Source organism: Pseudomonas sp. RT4P38, assembly GCF_054897765.1.
On sequence record NZ_CM142703.1, the window covers coordinates 5,372,266 to 5,386,799 of the forward strand.

15 protein-coding genes are annotated in these 14,534 nt (G+C 59.5%); 8 read left to right on the plus strand and 7 right to left on the minus strand.

Translation table 11 applies throughout. The features are described from left to right. Positions 1–588, minus strand: a complete 588-nt coding sequence (locus ACYZT7_RS24935; protein ID WP_462038604.1) for a sigma-E factor negative regulatory protein — start codon at positions 586–588, stop codon at positions 1–3. Positions 589–624: 36 nt separating this feature from the next. Then, the gene (rpoE, locus tag ACYZT7_RS24940) at positions 625–1,203 is read right to left on the minus strand and encodes an RNA polymerase sigma factor RpoE (protein ID WP_449642535.1); all 579 of its coding nucleotides are present in this window, start codon (positions 1,201–1,203) and stop codon (positions 625–627) included. A 559-nt stretch (positions 1,204–1,762) separates the two neighbouring features. Here rpoE and nadB point away from each other — a divergent pair. Next, on the plus strand, positions 1,763–3,379 hold the full coding sequence (gene nadB, locus ACYZT7_RS24945; RefSeq protein ID WP_462038605.1) for an L-aspartate oxidase: 1,617 nt from the start codon (positions 1,763–1,765) through the stop codon (positions 3,377–3,379). On the opposite strand, the gene ACYZT7_RS24950 is transcribed toward nadB, so the two are convergent. Both ACYZT7_RS24950 and ACYZT7_RS24955 read right to left on the minus strand, forming a co-directional pair. Continuing rightward, positions 3,348–3,812 carry a protein YgfX gene (locus ACYZT7_RS24950; RefSeq protein ID WP_462038606.1) on the minus strand — a complete coding sequence of 155 codons (465 nt, stop codon included), beginning with the start codon at positions 3,810–3,812 and terminating at the stop codon, positions 3,348–3,350. The two genes, nadB and ACYZT7_RS24950, sit on opposite strands and share 32 nt — an antisense overlap. Further along, on the minus strand, positions 3,796–4,050 hold the full coding sequence (locus ACYZT7_RS24955) for an FAD assembly factor SdhE (protein ID WP_007944081.1): 255 nt from the start codon (positions 4,048–4,050) through the stop codon (positions 3,796–3,798). The genes ACYZT7_RS24950 and ACYZT7_RS24955 overlap by 17 nt, the downstream gene beginning before the upstream one ends. 149 nt (positions 4,051–4,199) lie before the next feature. Here ACYZT7_RS24955 and ygfZ point away from each other — a divergent pair, with 149 nt between their 5' ends. Both ygfZ and ACYZT7_RS24965 read left to right on the plus strand, forming a co-directional pair. Then, positions 4,200–5,141 carry a CAF17-like 4Fe-4S cluster assembly/insertion protein YgfZ gene (gene ygfZ, locus ACYZT7_RS24960; protein WP_462038607.1) on the plus strand — a complete coding sequence of 314 codons (942 nt, stop codon included), beginning with the start codon at positions 4,200–4,202 and terminating at the stop codon, positions 5,139–5,141. A 34-nt stretch (positions 5,142–5,175) separates the two neighbouring features. Continuing rightward, positions 5,176–5,997 (plus strand): HDOD domain-containing protein, encoded by an 822-nt coding sequence (locus tag ACYZT7_RS24965; RefSeq protein WP_462038608.1) that lies wholly within the window; start codon positions 5,176–5,178, stop codon positions 5,995–5,997. Positions 5,998–6,041: 44 nt separating this feature from the next. On the opposite strand, the gene ACYZT7_RS24970 is transcribed toward ACYZT7_RS24965, so the two are convergent. After that, the gene (locus ACYZT7_RS24970) at positions 6,042–7,430 is read right to left on the minus strand and encodes a sensor histidine kinase (RefSeq protein ID WP_462038609.1); all 1,389 of its coding nucleotides are present in this window, start codon (positions 7,428–7,430) and stop codon (positions 6,042–6,044) included. Then, positions 7,423–8,094 carry a response regulator gene (locus ACYZT7_RS24975; protein ID WP_123366793.1) on the minus strand — a complete coding sequence of 224 codons (672 nt, stop codon included), beginning with the start codon at positions 8,092–8,094 and terminating at the stop codon, positions 7,423–7,425. The genes ACYZT7_RS24970 and ACYZT7_RS24975 overlap by 8 nt, the downstream gene beginning before the upstream one ends. Before the next feature lie 221 nt (positions 8,095–8,315). On the opposite strand from ACYZT7_RS24975, the gene ACYZT7_RS24980 reads away from it, so the two are divergent. Genes ACYZT7_RS24980 through ACYZT7_RS25000 form a run of 5 tightly spaced genes read left to right on the plus strand, consistent with a single transcriptional unit; the run spans position 8,316 to position 13,698 of the window. Beyond that, the gene (locus ACYZT7_RS24980; RefSeq protein WP_462038610.1) at positions 8,316–9,608 is read left to right on the plus strand and encodes an OprD family porin; all 1,293 of its coding nucleotides are present in this window, start codon (positions 8,316–8,318) and stop codon (positions 9,606–9,608) included. A gap of 39 nt (positions 9,609–9,647) precedes the next feature. Continuing rightward, complete coding sequence (locus ACYZT7_RS24985; RefSeq protein ID WP_449642543.1) at positions 9,648–10,625, plus strand: Bug family tripartite tricarboxylate transporter substrate binding protein; 978 nt, start codon at positions 9,648–9,650, stop codon at positions 10,623–10,625. Positions 10,626–10,684: 59 nt separating this feature from the next. Then, positions 10,685–11,143, plus strand: coding sequence for a tripartite tricarboxylate transporter TctB family protein (locus ACYZT7_RS24990; RefSeq protein ID WP_462038612.1), 459 nt, complete (start codon positions 10,685–10,687; stop codon positions 11,141–11,143). Position 11,144: 1 nt separating this feature from the next. Then, positions 11,145–12,659, plus strand: a complete 1,515-nt coding sequence (locus ACYZT7_RS24995; protein ID WP_462038613.1) for a tripartite tricarboxylate transporter permease — start codon at positions 11,145–11,147, stop codon at positions 12,657–12,659. After that, positions 12,652–13,698 (plus strand): AbrB family transcriptional regulator, encoded by a 1,047-nt coding sequence (locus tag ACYZT7_RS25000; RefSeq protein ID WP_462038614.1) that lies wholly within the window; start codon positions 12,652–12,654, stop codon positions 13,696–13,698. The genes ACYZT7_RS24995 and ACYZT7_RS25000 overlap by 8 nt, the downstream gene beginning before the upstream one ends. A 110-nt stretch (positions 13,699–13,808) precedes the next feature. Here the strand turns inward: ACYZT7_RS25000 and ung are convergent, their stop codons facing one another. Then, positions 13,809–14,504 (minus strand): uracil-DNA glycosylase, encoded by a 696-nt coding sequence (gene ung / locus ACYZT7_RS25005; protein ID WP_449642547.1) that lies wholly within the window; start codon positions 14,502–14,504, stop codon positions 13,809–13,811. Between the last annotated feature and the right edge of the window lie 30 nt (positions 14,505–14,534).

Here is a 14,534-nt window from a genome sequence, read left to right on the forward strand (position 1 = left end):
TTAACGGTTTTCCAGACTTGCTGCACGAGCGTAAGGCAGAGCGCTCTCAGTACCTTTCAATGCAGCCTGTTGAGCATGTTGGCGCAAGTAGCCTGGCAGACGCTGATCGTGCCAGCCTGGCTGACCTTGCAATACGCCGTTGGCCATAGGACCAGCGGCTTCCGAACTCTCATTATAGCCTGCCAAAACAGCTGGACCCTTGGCCTGAGGAACGGCCAGACTTGGTTGGCTGGATTGCTGAGCCAATTCGACACCAGCGATCTCGTCCTGGTTATACAGACGAACACCCGCCAGTACCGCGACGGTTACCGATGCAGCGACCGCCAGACGACCCAGGCTGCGCCATGGACCACGGGAGGCTTTTGCCGGTACGGCTTCGTCAGCCAGCGCAGCAGAGACTGCCGCAGCGATATCCAGACGCGGAAGCAGCAAATCCTTGTGCATAACTGCCCGAGCGATCTGATAACGAGCCCAGGTTTCACGGGTTTCAACATCGTCAAAGGCATTCAATACCCGACGCAATTCCAATTCGTCCGCTTCGTTATCCATCACTGCGGACAGCGATTCCTGCAGGGCTTCACGACTCATGGCGGGTTCCTCTCTTGGCTGTCGCCGCTGTCTCGGTTAATCCTGCAACAACGGCTGCAGGGCTTTATCGATGGCTTCCCGAGCGCGGAAAATCCGGGAGCGCACGGTACCCACCGGACATTGCATGACGGCCGCAATGTCCTCGTAACTCAGACCATCGAATTCACGTAAAGTTAACGCCGTACGCAAATCTTCTGGCAGTTGCTGAATGGTTCGATGGACGGTGCCTTCGATCTCATCCCGCAGCAATGCGCGCTCTGGCGACTCGAGATCCTTGAGGCCATGATCGCCATCGTAGAACTCTGCATCCTCGGAACTGACATCGCTATCCGGCGGCCGACGGCCGCGTGAAACCAAATAGTTTTTCGCCGTGTTGATGGCTATGCGGTAAAGCCACGTATAAAACGCGCTGTCTCCGCGAAAATTACCAAGTGCACGGTACGCCTTGATAAAGGCTTCCTGCGCCACATCCTGGGCTTCATGGGTGTCGTGCACAAAACGCACGATCAACCCGAGAATTTTGTGCTGGTATTTCAGCACTAGCAGATCGAAAGCTCGCTTGTCGCCGCGCTGAACGCGTTCGACCAGCTGCTGATCCTCTTCCTGGGTTAGCATGAACACTCCTCGATAAGCTCGGAGGAGGCTTGCATACCTAAACGACCAGACTTGCAAACATAGACTCGGGCTTTTCGCAAAAGTTCTCCCCCTCCAAGCAAGTTTCCTGCGGGCTCTGATTTGGCACGCACGAAAAGCGCAGCTCGGGTTGACCCGGCTGCGCGAATAATCTTGTCATCGGATTCGCCGGCAAGGATCAAACCACAGATCCCGCGTTGAAGCCGACACTGTCCCTTAAATCAGGCAACGGGCTATTGATCTTGGGCCTTTGGCAAAAGTTCCAAATATTTATAGCTGCGCAAGACCGACATTGTGCAACCGTGAAGAGAAAAAGACTGTTAAATCCACGATACAGTCTTCTAGTCGCCGAACCGGTCAAAAAAACATCCGACGAAGCGTCCAGTCTTTTCCGTCACAGTAGTTTCACAATGCCATGTGGGCTCGGCTATTGTGCCGCTCCCCCCCTCTATATACTAGTGGGCTGTGTGGCTGTCTTGACTCGCCGATCCAGGTGTCTTGCGCCAACCCCGACCCGGGTCGCTTTGAGCGGAATCCTGAAATGAGCCAACAGTTTCAACACGATGTACTGGTCATTGGCAGCGGTGCTGCCGGCTTGAGCCTTGCGCTGACCTTACCCGGTCATTTGCGCATCGCCGTACTGAGCAAGGGCGACCTCGCCAATGGCTCTACTTTCTGGGCCCAAGGTGGCGTCGCCGCCGTCCTGGATGACACCGACACCGTTGAGTCACATGTCGATGACACCCTCAATGCCGGCGGCGGCCTGTGCCACGAAGACGCCGTGCGCTTTACCGTCGAGCACAGTAAAGAGGCAATTCAATGGTTGATCGATCAAGGTGTGCCCTTCACCCGCGATGAACAGTCCGGTACCGAAGATGGTGGATTCGAGTTTCACCTGACCCGCGAAGGCGGTCACAGTCATCGGCGCATCATCCATGCCGCCGATGCCACGGGTGCAGCGATTTTCAGAACCTTGCTCGACAAGGCCAGGCAACGACCGAACATTGAACTGCTGGAGCAACGAGTCGCGATCGATCTGATCACCGAAAAGCGCCTTGGCCTTGAAGGTAATCGCTGCCTCGGCGCCTACGTCCTCAATCGAGGGACAGGTGAAGTCGACACCTACGGTGCTCGCTTTGTGATCCTCGCGTCGGGTGGCGCAGCAAAGGTCTACCTCTATACCAGCAACCCCGACGGCGCCTGCGGTGATGGCATCGCCATGGCCTGGCGTTCGGGCTGCCGGGTGGCGAATCTGGAGTTTAATCAGTTCCACCCCACTTGCCTGTATCACCCGCAAGCCAAAAGCTTCTTGGTCACCGAAGCCCTGCGCGGCGAAGGCGCACACCTGAAGCTGCCCAACGGCGAACGCTTCATGCAGCGCTTCGACCCACGCGCCGAGCTGGCCCCACGCGACATCGTCGCCCGGGCCATCGACCATGAAATGAAGCGCCTGGGCGTCGATTGTGTCTATCTGGACATCAGCCACAAGCCGGAAGCGTTCATCAAGACTCACTTCCCGACGGTGTACGAACGCTGCCTCGAATTTTCCATCGACATCACCAAGCAACCGATTCCGGTGGTTCCGGCGGCGCACTACACGTGCGGCGGCGTGATGGTCGATCAGCAGGGTCGCACCGATGTGCCGGGGCTATATGCCATTGGCGAAACCAGCTTCACCGGCCTGCACGGCGCCAACCGCATGGCCAGCAACTCGTTGCTGGAGTGTTTCGTTTACGCGCGCTCGGCGGCGGCGGACATTCTTGAGCAGCTGCCACAGGTTTCGATTCCGATTGCCCTGCCCGTCTGGGATGCGAGCCAGGTCACCGACTCCGATGAGGACGTGATCATTGCGCACAACTGGGACGAACTACGGCGATTCATGTGGGACTATGTCGGCATCGTGCGCACCAACAAGCGCTTGCAACGTGCGCAACACCGCGTGCGGCTGTTGCTGGATGAAATCGACGAGTTCTACAGCAACTACAAGGTCAGTCGGGACTTGATCGAACTGCGTAACCTGGCCCAAGTGGCCGAGCTGATGATCCAGTCAGCCATGGAGCGCAAGGAAAGTCGCGGCCTGCATTACACCCTCGACTACCCGAACATGTTGCCGGTCGCCCTGGACACTATTCTGGTGCCGCCCACCTACGCCGACTGAACGTGAGCCGAACCCGCAGGCGTCGGTGCAGATCCGCCGCCTGCGAGTCTCGGGGAACGCAGATCGATCTGACCCGCCGCTCGTCTCGCAGTCGAAAACGCAGCACCACAATCAATGGCAATGCCAAGCTGTCCGGTCGCAACTGCACTGGTTGCCAACCTGCAGCCTGATTCCACAACTGCCAGCCATCGGCATCGCGACGCAAGCCGCGAAATGCCTGAGGGTGCGTCAGCAGAATCTGCCTCGGCAATGCCCACCAGCCATGAACCACGCACAGAACAACGCACAGAACAACGCCGAGCAGACTGGCCCAGACTGGAATCGAGAGAAGAAACAGCGAACCCAGCGCGAACAGCTGGGCCAGGAGATACGCCGCCAGCAACTGCCGAGAGGCATGCCAGCGGCATTCGAACGCATTACTTGGGCTGGACACGATCCAGGATCATGCGAACCATGCGTTGAAGCTCCGGATCTTCCGATTCGGCGCGTTCCATGAACCAGCCGAACATGTCCTGATCTTCGCACTCGAGCAGCTTGCGGTAGCAATCGCGGTCGACATCATTGAGGTGCGGATAGACCTCTTTCACGAACGGCACCAGCAACACGTCAAGCTCAAGCATGCCGCGGCGGCTGTGCCAGTAGAGGCGATTCAGTTCAACATCTTCGACCATGGAGCGCTCCTCAAATAGGCGGCAAGTATACAGTCCCAGGCAGAGTCGGGCACTTGGCTTTGGTCGGGCACCAACGATCTTTTGTGAACTACCCATTTCAAGAGCGCCCCCTTATGATGTCCCCCAGACTCTTTACCCTGCGATGACCCATGGCCGATTCTGCTTTTTTCTGCACCCTGTCTCATGAAGGCGTTCTCGCAGTACGCGGCGCGGATGCCAGCAAATTCCTGCAAGGCCAATTGACCTGCAACCTCGATTACCTGAGCGAAACCCAGGCCAGCCTGGGCGCTCGCTGCACGCAGAAAGGCCGGATGCAGTCGAGCTTCCGCATCCTGCTGGAAGGTGACGGCGTTCTGATGGCCATGGCCACCGAGTTGCTGGAGCCGCAACTGGCGGACCTGAAAAAGTACGCGGTGTTCTCCAAATCCAAACTGGCCGACGAAAGTGCTGCCTGGGTCCGCCTCGGCGTCGATCATGGGGATGCTGCGCTGATCAGCCTGGGACTTGAGCTGCCGGTAGAAACCGACAGTGTCGTGCGCAATGAAGGTCTGATTGCCATTCGCGTCTCGCCGAATCGTGCCGAACTCTGGGTCGCCGCCGATCGTGCCGACCTCTTCAAGGGCACGCTGTCCGCCGTGTTGGCTGAAGGCGACCTGAATCAATGGCTGCTGGGCCAGATCCGCGCAGGGATCGGTCAGGTCATGCCGAGCACTCGCGAGTTGTTCATCCCGCAGATGCTCAATCTGCAAGCCGTTGGTGGCGTGAGTTTCAAAAAGGGTTGCTACACCGGCCAGGAAATAGTCGCGCGCATGCAGTACCTGGGCAAGCTCAAGCGCCGCTTGTATCGCCTGAAACTGGATGCCATCGAGTTACCTGAACCGGGCACACCACTGTTCTCCCCCACCCACGGCAGTTCTATTGGTGAAGTGGTGCTGGCCGCCCGCACCGAGAAAAACATTGAACTCCTGGCCGTGCTGCAAGCCGAAGCAGCAGAAGGTGGCGATATCCATCTGGGCGCGCTCGATGGCCCAGCCCTGCACCTGCTCGACCTGCCGTACCCACTGGATCGCGATCGCGAAATCCAGCGTTAACAGCAGCACTTGTCGCAACACCTAGAGAAACGAAATGAGCGAGCTGGCGGAAAAGGTCCAACAGGATTTGGTTGAGGCCATCGATAACGATGACCTGGTTCTGCCAACGTTACCGGAAGTGGCCCTGCAGATTCGCAAGGCCGCAGAAGACCCGGAAATCAGTGTCAGCACTTTGAGCAAAGTGATCGGCCGCGACACCGCACTGTCGGCGCGCCTGATCAAAGTGGTCAATAGCCCGTTATTGCGCGCGACTCAGGAAGTCACTGATCTGCACACGGCGATCACTCGACTGGGTGTCAATTACAGCAGCAACCTGGCCATCGGTCTGGTCATGGAGCAGATTTTCAATGCCCGCTCCGAGGTGGTGGAACAGAAAATGCGCGAAGTCTGGCGCAAAAGCCTGGAAATCGCCGGAGTCAGCTACGCCCTGTGCCGCCGCTACACCCAACTAAAACCCGATCAGGCAGCCCTTGGCGGACTGGTGCATCAAATCGGTGTGCTGCCGATCCTGACCTACGCCGAAGATCACTATGAACTGCTGTCTGACGCGGTCAGCCTCAACCATGTGATCGACCAGATTCATCCGTGGATCGGCGACAAACTGCTCAGGGTCTGGGAGTTTCCGGAAATGCTGGTGCAGGTGCCGGGGCTTTATCTGGACTTCAAGCGACAGTCCGAGCGGGTCGATTATGTCGATCTGGTGCAAGTGGCCAGCCTGTATTGCCACAAGGACACCGACCATCCCCTCGCCCGTATCGACGCATTCAGCGTGCCGGCGTTCAAGAAGCTGGGGATTGATCCGGAAAACGAGGCGATGTGCCGCGATCTGGAAGAGTCGCGGTCGATGTTTTACTGATCGTTGTGGCGAGGGGGCTTGCCCCCTCGCCACAGGTTTTTTGTTCATTCTCCAGCAATAAAACTCACCCGCACCTTCAGCCCCGCCTGCTCGCCATCGTGCAGGCTGATCTGCGCCAGGTGTGCGCGGCAGATCTCGCCGACAATCGCCAGCCCCAAACCCGAACCCGCCACCTGCTGGTTGCGCCGGTAAAAGCGCTCGAACACCCGATCGCGCTCTTCAAGAGGAATGCCGGGGCCGTCGTCCTCGACCTCCAACACAGCCGGTGCCGTGACCCGAAGAATCACGTTGCCACCCGACGGTGTATGGGCCAGCGCGTTATCCACCAGATTGCTCAACAGTTCGTTCAACAGCGTTGGCTCACCCCGTAACCACACCGGTTCGTCCGCTTCCAGCGCCAGCGCCACACCGCGAGCGTGGGCGAGCGGTGCCATGGCCATGCCGAGTTCGCGAGCCAGCTGACTGAGGTCAAGCAACTGCGCGCCGCCCTCGGCGATGGCCCGGGCACCATTTTCGACCCGTGCCAGCGAGAGCAATTGATTGGCAAGGTGGGTCAAGCGATCCGTGCCTTGGGCGGCGGTTTCCAATGTACTGCGCCAGGTTTCAGGTTCGGTCGAGCGCAAACCCAGTTCCAGTCGTGCCTTGAGCGCCGCCAGGGGCGTGCGCAATTCATGAGCGGCATCGGCGATGAACTGCGCCTGACGCTCGAACTGCTCACGCAGGCGCTCGGTAAAGTGATTGAGCGCGCGCACCAGCGGCCACAATTCGTGCTGCACTTCCACCAGCGGTAATGGCCGCAAATCGTCCGACTGGCGTTCTTCTACCGCCGTGCGCAAGCGTTCCAGCGGGCGCAGCGCCGCGCTAACCGCAAACCACACCATTAACAGCGCGCCGATCGCCAGCATGCCCAGACGCAGCAACGTGTCCGCCGCCAGACTGCGAGCCATGCTGACCCGCGCTTCATCAGTCTCGGCTACACGGATTTCCGCCATGCCGTTCATGTTCGGCTCGCTCACAGGTTTAAGCAGGCTCACTACGCGTACGTTCTGTCCCTGATACTGGGCGTTATAGAAGCGCGCCAGTGCCGGATAGTCATCGGTGCGCGGTGTCCCTGGTGGTGGCGGCGGAAGGTTTTCGTAACCGGAGATCAGTTTCTGATTGATGTCGTTGACCAGGTAAAAAATTCGCCCCGCGCTGTCGTACGCGAAGGTATCGAGGGCCACATACGGCACGTCAGCGCTCAGCGTGCCGTCGCGCTGGGAGACACCCGCGGCGATAGTCCGCGCCGACGCCAGCAAGGTCCGGTCATAGGCGGTGTCGGCGGCTTCGCGACCGTTCCAGTACGCGCTCAAACCACTGGCCAGCATCAACACCACCAGCAACAGCGCCAGATTCCACAGCAACCGCCAGCGCAGGCTGCTGGGCTTATGCATCACGGCTTTCCAGCAAGTAACCGAGACCGCGGAAGGTCACGATGACAACCGGTTGACCGTCCAGCTTTTTGCGCAGGCGATGGACATAGATCTCGATGGCGTCGGGGCTGGCCTCTTCGTCCAGTCCGAATACTTGCGAGGCCAGTTGTTCCTTGCTCATCACCCGACCGGGACGGGCGATCAGGGCTTCGAGCACTGCCTGCTCGCGGGAGGTCAGGGTCAGCAATTCTTCGCCGAGGGTGAAACGCCGAGTGTCCAGGTCATAGGCCAGTACGCCGCAGCGCTGCTGGCGTTCACCGCCGAGCACACTGCGGCGCAGCAAGGCTTTGACCCGGGCTTCGAGTTCGGTCAGTTCGAAAGGTTTGGCCAGGTAATCGTCAGCGCCGAGGTTCAGGCCGTGGACCCGGTCCTTGACGTCGCTGCGGGCGGTCAACATCAACACCGGCAGGTTCTTGCCCCGCGCCCGCAGGCGCGCCAGCACTTCGAAACCATCCATGCGCGGCAGGCCGACGTCGAGGATCGCCATGGCGTATTCCTCGCTGCTCAAGGCCAGGTCGGCCGCCACACCGTCGTGCAGCACATCCACGGTCAGCCCGGTGCTCTTGAGCGCCTGGGCGACACTTTCGGCGAGCTGCAGATGGTCTTCGACGAGCAGAACACGCATGGATCTTTACCTCATTCAGGGATGGTCGACGCCATTCTTTGGCGCGGAGTTTACAGCCGCATCTGCCGCTGTGAAGCGCAAAAACGCTGAATGTCAGCTGAAAGGTTAGCGAAAGGTTAGCCCGTTAGAGTCAGGCCACGGACAGTTTCGACTGCCGTCGCGATACGAAAAACGCCACGAAGCGTTTTCGCCAATAAGAACAATAAACGGAGTACTACACGATGCTGTCCATGCAGCTTCAGGCTCGCCCGCCTGCTCGTTTCCCCCGCCTCAGCCACACCGCCCTTGCCAGTGCCGCCGCCCTCGCCGGCTTTTCGCCGTTGAGCCAGGCTGCCTTCTTCGAGGACAGTACGGCAACCCTCGAAACCCGCAACATGTATTTCAACCGAGATTTTCGCGACGGCACCAGCGCCCAACAATCCAAGCGTGACGAATGGGCCCAGGGCTTCATGCTCAATCTGCAATCGGGTTACACCGACGGCACCGTGGGGTTCGGTGTCGATGCGCTGGGTATGCTGGGGGTCAAACTCGATTCGAGTCCGGACCGCACTGGTACCGGTTTGCTGCCGACCCACGACGACGGCCGCGCGGCTGATGAGTACTCCAAACTGGGCCTGACCGGCAAAGTGAAAATCTCGGCGACGGAACTTAAAATCGGCAGCCTGATTCCGGAGTTGCCAATCCTCAAGCCCAACGACGGACGCATCCTGCCGCAGACCTTTGAAGGCGGCCTGCTGACCTCCAAAGAAATCAAGAACCTGACCTTCACCGGCGGCCGTCTGGAGAAAGCCAAGGATCGCGACAGCACCGACTTCGAGGACATTGCCCTCAACAACAAGAACAGCCGTTTTGCCGGCACCGCCGCTGGCAAGCACTTCGATTTTGGCGGCGTGGACTACAAGTTCACCGACAAAATCACCGGCAGCTACCACTTCGCGCAACTCGATGAAGTCTATAACCAACACTTCCTCGGCGTCGTCGCCTGGCAGCCGTTCGGCCCTGGCACTTTCGGCACCGACCTGCGACTGGCCATCAGTGATGACCAAGGCGCGGCCCGTGGCGGCAAGATCGACAACAAATCCCTGAACGGTCTGGTGAGCTACGCCTTGAGCGGGCATAAGTTCAGCGCCGGTTATCAGCACATGTCCGGTGACAGCGCGTTCCCCTATGTTGATGGCGCCGACCCGTACCTGGTCAACTTCGTACAGATCAACGACTTTGCCGCTGCCGAAGAACGTTCCTGGCAAGCGCGCTACGACTATGACTTCGCCAAACTCGGCCTCCCCGGCCTGAGTTTCATGAGCCGTTACCTGAGCGGCGACAACATCAAGCTCAAGAACGGTGACGAAGGCAAAGAGTGGGAACGCAACACCGAGATCAAATATGTCGTACAAAGCGGCGCGCTCAAGGACGTCGCCGTGCGCCTGCGCAATGCCACTTACCGTTCCAATTACTCCGCCCGCGACGCCGATGAAGTGCGGTTGCTGGTGAGCTATAGCGTTGCCCTTTGGTAAACATCACGTCCAATAACAATAATTCTCGTGGAGACTCAAATGAACTTATCACTGCGTAAAGTTGCTCTAGCCGCCAGCTGCTTGCTGTTTGCCGGCCAACTGATGGCCGAGCCAAAACGCCCGGAATGCATTGCCCCGGCCTCGCCAGGTGGCGGTTTCGACCTGACCTGCAAACTGGCGCAAAGCGCGTTGGTCAACGAAAAGCTGCTGACCAAACCGATGCGCGTGACCTACATGCCCGGCGGTGTAGGCGCGGTGGCGTACAACGCGGTAGTCGCTCAGCGCCCTGGCGATGCCGGTACGCTGGTGGCGTGGTCCAGCGGTTCGCTGCTGAACCTGGCCCAAGGCAAGTTCGGTCGTTTCGATGAAAACGCCGTGCGCTGGCTGGCGGCGGTTGGAACCAGCTATGGCGCCATCGCGGTGAAAAGCGATTCGCCTTACAAGACGCTGGACGATCTGGTTCAGGCGTTGAAGAAAGATCCGAGCAAAGTGGTGATCGGCTCCGGCGGCACCGTCGGCAGCCAGGACTGGATGCAAACCGCCCTGATCGCCAAGGCTGCCGGGATCAACCCGCGCGACCTGCGTTACGTCGCCCTCGAAGGCGGCGGTGAAATAGCCACCGCCCTGCTCGGCGGCCACATCCAGGTGGGCAGTACCGACATCTCCGACTCCATGCCGCACATCCAGAGCGGCGACATGCGCCTACTCGCAGTGTTCTCCGAGAAGCGTCTGGACGAGCCGGAAATGAAAGACATTCCGACCGCCAAAGAGCAAGGCTACGACATCGTCTGGCCAGTGGTTCGCGGCTTCTACCTCGGGCCAAAAGTCAGCGACGAAGACTACGCCTGGTGGAAAGACGCCTTCGACAAACTGTTGGCGTCCGACGATTTCGCCAAGCTGCGCGATCAACGTGAGCTCTTCCCGTTCGCCATGACCGGCCCGGAGCTGGACACCTACGTGAAGAAGCAGGTCGCGGACTACAAAGTGCTGGCCAAAGAGTTCGGCCTGATTCAGTGATCGCCTCTGTCTAGCGGCTGTGGCCCCCGTTCTGCGGGGCCGCGGCACAGGAGTTTCCCATGCTCTTACAACGCATTTTTGCTTCGGTGCTATTGGTGGCCTGTCTCAGCCTGGTGCTGATGGCCTGGCCCTATCAGGCGCCTTTTTCCTACGAGCCGATCGGCCCACGGGCCTTCCCCCTGTTGATGCTGGGGCTAATGGGGCTGGGGTTGGTTTATATGGTGTATCGCCCTTCGCCGATCAAACACTCCGATGAAGATCCACCCATGGATCGCGAAACCCTGAACAAGATTGGCCTTTGCGTGCTGTTGTTGCTGATCTTTGCCGGGCTGTTCGAACCACTGGGCTTCATCCTCAGCAGCATGCTGATTGGCATTCCGATGGCGCGCCTCTACGGCGGACGCTGGTTGCCAAGCGCAGTGATCATCAGCCTGATGAGTATCGGTCTGTACCTGCTGTTCGACAAAGTCATGGACGTGCCACTGCCTCTGGGCCTGCTCGACGTTCTGGAGAACTGATATGGATACGCTTGGTTATTTGAGTCACGGCTTCGGCGTCGCATTGACCCCTTACAACCTGGTGACCGCACTCAGCGGCACGCTGATCGGCACCGTCGTCGGCCTGCTCCCCGGCCTGGGCCCGATTAACGGTGTGGCGTTGCTAATCCCGATCGCTTTCGCCCTCGGCCTGCCACCGGAATCGGCGTTGATCCTGCTGGCCGCGGTTTATCTGGGTTGCGAGTACGGCGGCCGGATCAGTTCAATTCTGCTGAACATTCCGGGCGAAGCCTCCACCGTGATGACCACCCTTGACGGCTACCCGATGGCCCGTCAAGGGATGGCGGGCGTTGCGCTGTCGCTATCGGCGTGGAGTTCGTTCATCGGTGCCTTCATTGCGACCTGCGGGATGGTGGTGTTCGCACCGATTCTGGCGAAATGGGCGATTGCCTTCGGTCCGGCGGAATACTTTGTGCTGATGGTGTTCGCGATTGTCTGCCTCGGCGGCATGGCTGGCGATCGACCGCTCAAGACGTTTATTGCGGCGCTGATCGGCCTGTTCCTGTCGACGGTCGGCATTGATGCCAACAGCGGTGTCTACCGCTTCACCGGCGACAACATCCACCTCACGGACGGCATTCAGTTCGTAGTGCTGGTGCTGGGACTGTTCTCGATCAGTGAAATCCTCTTGCTGCTGGAAAAAACCCACCGTGGCCAGGAAGCGTTCAAGGCAACCGGTCGCATGATGTTCAACTTCAAGGAGGCCGCTTCGGTGTTCTGGGTGAACATGCGTTGCGGTGTGCTCGGGTTCATCATGGGCGTGTTGCCCGGTGCCGGTGCGACACTGGCCAGCGCCGTGGCTTACATGACCGAGAAACGTATCGCGGGTCCAAGCGGAAAATTCGGACAAGGCGACAAGCGTGGTCTCGCCGCTCCGGAAACCGCCATCGGCGCTGAAGCCTGCGGCGCTCTGGTGCCGATGCTGACGCTGGGTGTTCCCGGTTCGGGAACGACGGCGGTGATGATCGGCGCCCTGTCGCTGTACAACATCACCCCTGGCCCACTGCTGTTTCAACAGCAACCGGACATCGTCTGGGGCCTGATCGCTTCGTTGTTTGTCGCCAACATCATGCTGGTGATCCTCAACATTCCAATGATCCGCATCTTCACCCGCATCCTCGCCGTGCCGAACTGGGCGCTGGTGCCGATGATCGCGATCATTACCGCCATCGGCGTTTTCGCGGTGCATGCCACCACCTTCGACCTGTTCCTGATGATTGGTATCGGCATCTTCGGCTACATTCTGCGCAAGTTGGACTTCCCGTTATCGCCCGTTCTGCTGGGCTTCATCCTCGGAGGTTTGATGGAACAGAACCTGCGCCGAGCCTTGTCGATCTCCAACGGTTCACTGGAGATTCTCTGGTCGAGCGGGATCACCATGGGTGTCTGGGCGTTGATCGCAGTGATGCTGCTGGTGCCGATCCTGCGAATCTGGCGCAAACGTTCGGTAGCCCGGCGCGCTATCGCCGATGTCTGATCGAACACCCTTCAAAGCCTGGTGGGGAACCCCGCTGGTCGGTCTGTTGGGCGGTTACCTGGCCAGCCAGATTGGCTGGCCACTGCCGTGGATGGTCGGCTCGTTGCTGGCGATCATCCTGGTACGCTGCCTGACACCCTGGCAATTGGCGGAAATCCCTGGCGGCCGCAAGTGCGGCCAGTGGATTGTCGGTATCGGCATCGGCCTGCACTTCACCCCGGGGGTGATGGAGCAGGTCCTGAGCCACTTCGGTTTGATCTTCTTCGGTGCGTTGGTCACCAGCCTGTCGGCCGTGGTCGGGGTCTGGTTGATGCGGCGTACCGGTGAAGATCGCGCCACGGCGTTCTTTTCCAGCATGCCGGGCGGTTCCGGGGAGATGGTCAACCTCGGCGCGCGTAACGGCGCGGTGCTCAGTCGTGTGGCGGCGGGGCAAAGTCTGCGGGTGTTGGTGGTGGTGCTGTGTGTGCCGGCGTCGTTCAAGTATTTGTTGGGTGACGGTGCGCCGTTGTCCCATGCCACTTCCGTTGACTGGCGCTGGCTGGCGCTTCTGTTTCCGGCGGGCGCCCTGCTCGCCTGGGGCTGGCAGCGGTTGCGTCAACCCAATCCGTGGCTGTTCGGGCCGTTACTGGTCAGTGCAGCGGTGAGTATTGGCTGGGACCTGCACATCGGTTTGCCCAACGGCGGCAGCCAAATCGGCCAATGGCTGATTGGCAGCGGGTTGGGGTGTCACTTCAATCGGCAGTTTTTCCGTCGCGCCCCATCGTTCATGGGGCGGACCTTGATCGGCACGGTGTTGACCATGTTGATCGCTACGTTGGCGGCACTGGGGTTGAGTGCGCTCACGCATCTGGATTTGCGCTCGCTGACGCTAGGCATGATGCCCGGCGGGATTGCGGAGATGAGCCTGACCGCAGAGACGTTGCAGTTATCGGTGCCGCTGGTGACGGCGATGCAGGTGATGCGGCTGTTGTTTGTGTTGTTTTTGGCGGAGCCGTTGTTCAAGTATTGGAATCGGGTTCCGGAGCAGTCCCCACCATGATCGTTCCCACGCTCCGCGTGGGAATGCAGCCCGGGACGCTCTGCGTCCCATCTAAAGCCGAACGCGGAGCGTCCGTTGAGGCATTCCCACGCGGAGCGTGGGAACGATCATTACGCCACTGGCGGCAACCGCCATTCGATCGGCGTCTCGCCATTCTGCTCAAGATACTTATTGGTTCGACTGAAGTGCCCACAGCCGAGGAAGCCGCGATAAGCGGACAACGGTGATGGATGCACTGAGGTCAGCACCAGATGCTTGGTGGCGTCGATCAGTTTCTGCTTGCTCTGGGCATGCGCGCCCCACAGCATGAACACCAGATGCGGTTGCTGTTGGCTGACCACTTCAATGATCCGATCCGTGAAAAACTGCCAGCCCTTGTCCTTGTGTGCATTGGCGTTGGCGCGTTCCACGGTCATGGTGGTGTTGATCATCAGCACGCCCTGGTCGGCCCAGCTTTGCAGGCAGCCGTGACTCGGGATATCGATGTTCAGGTCGCGTTTCAACTCTTTATAGATGTTCACCAATGACGGCGGCGCCGGTACGCCCGGTTGCACCGAGAAGCACAAGCCGTGGGCCTGTCCCGGACCGTGGTACGGGTCCTGGCCGAGGATGACGACTTTGACCTTATCCAGCGGCGTCGAATTGAGCGCATTGAAAATCATCGGTCCTGGCGGGTAGATTTCCTTGCCTGCCGCGCGCTCTTCTTGCAGGAAGTTGCGCAACTCTGCCATGTAGGGCTGGTCGAATTCGGCACGCAGTGCCTCCTTCCAGCTCGGTTCGAGTTTGATACGGTCGTCAGCAGTCATGGTTACATCCGGCAAAAACAATGGAGCGAA

What these genes read in the sequence shown, in the direction of transcription:
- ACYZT7_RS24990 (WP_462038612.1), top strand. Translation starts at nt 10,685, where the DNA reads ATGCTCTTACAACGCATTTTTGCTTCGGTGCTATTGGTGGCCTGTCTC.
- rpoE (WP_449642535.1), bottom strand. Translation starts at nt 1,203, where the DNA reads ATGCTAACCCAGGAAGAGGATCAGCAGCTGGTCGAACGCGTTCAGCGC.
- ACYZT7_RS25000 (WP_462038614.1), top strand. Translation starts at nt 12,652, where the DNA reads ATGTCTGATCGAACACCCTTCAAAGCCTGGTGGGGAACCCCGCTGGTC.
- ACYZT7_RS24965 (WP_462038608.1), top strand. Translation starts at nt 5,176, where the DNA reads ATGAGCGAGCTGGCGGAAAAGGTCCAACAGGATTTGGTTGAGGCCATC.
- ACYZT7_RS24985 (WP_449642543.1), top strand. Translation starts at nt 9,648, where the DNA reads ATGAACTTATCACTGCGTAAAGTTGCTCTAGCCGCCAGCTGCTTGCTG.
- ACYZT7_RS24955 (WP_007944081.1), bottom strand. Translation starts at nt 4,050, where the DNA reads ATGGTCGAAGATGTTGAACTGAATCGCCTCTACTGGCACAGCCGCCGC.
- ACYZT7_RS24935 (WP_462038604.1), bottom strand. Translation starts at nt 588, where the DNA reads ATGAGTCGTGAAGCCCTGCAGGAATCGCTGTCCGCAGTGATGGATAAC.
- ACYZT7_RS24995 (WP_462038613.1), top strand. Translation starts at nt 11,145, where the DNA reads ATGGATACGCTTGGTTATTTGAGTCACGGCTTCGGCGTCGCATTGACC.
- ACYZT7_RS24980 (WP_462038610.1), top strand. Translation starts at nt 8,316, where the DNA reads ATGCTGTCCATGCAGCTTCAGGCTCGCCCGCCTGCTCGTTTCCCCCGC.
- nadB (WP_462038605.1), top strand. Translation starts at nt 1,763, where the DNA reads ATGAGCCAACAGTTTCAACACGATGTACTGGTCATTGGCAGCGGTGCT.
- ung (WP_449642547.1), bottom strand. Translation starts at nt 14,504, where the DNA reads ATGACTGCTGACGACCGTATCAAACTCGAACCGAGCTGGAAGGAGGCA.
- ACYZT7_RS24975 (WP_123366793.1), bottom strand. Translation starts at nt 8,094, where the DNA reads ATGCGTGTTCTGCTCGTCGAAGACCATCTGCAGCTCGCCGAAAGTGTC.
- ACYZT7_RS24970 (WP_462038609.1), bottom strand. Translation starts at nt 7,430, where the DNA reads ATGCATAAGCCCAGCAGCCTGCGCTGGCGGTTGCTGTGGAATCTGGCG.
- ygfZ (WP_462038607.1), top strand. Translation starts at nt 4,200, where the DNA reads ATGGCCGATTCTGCTTTTTTCTGCACCCTGTCTCATGAAGGCGTTCTC.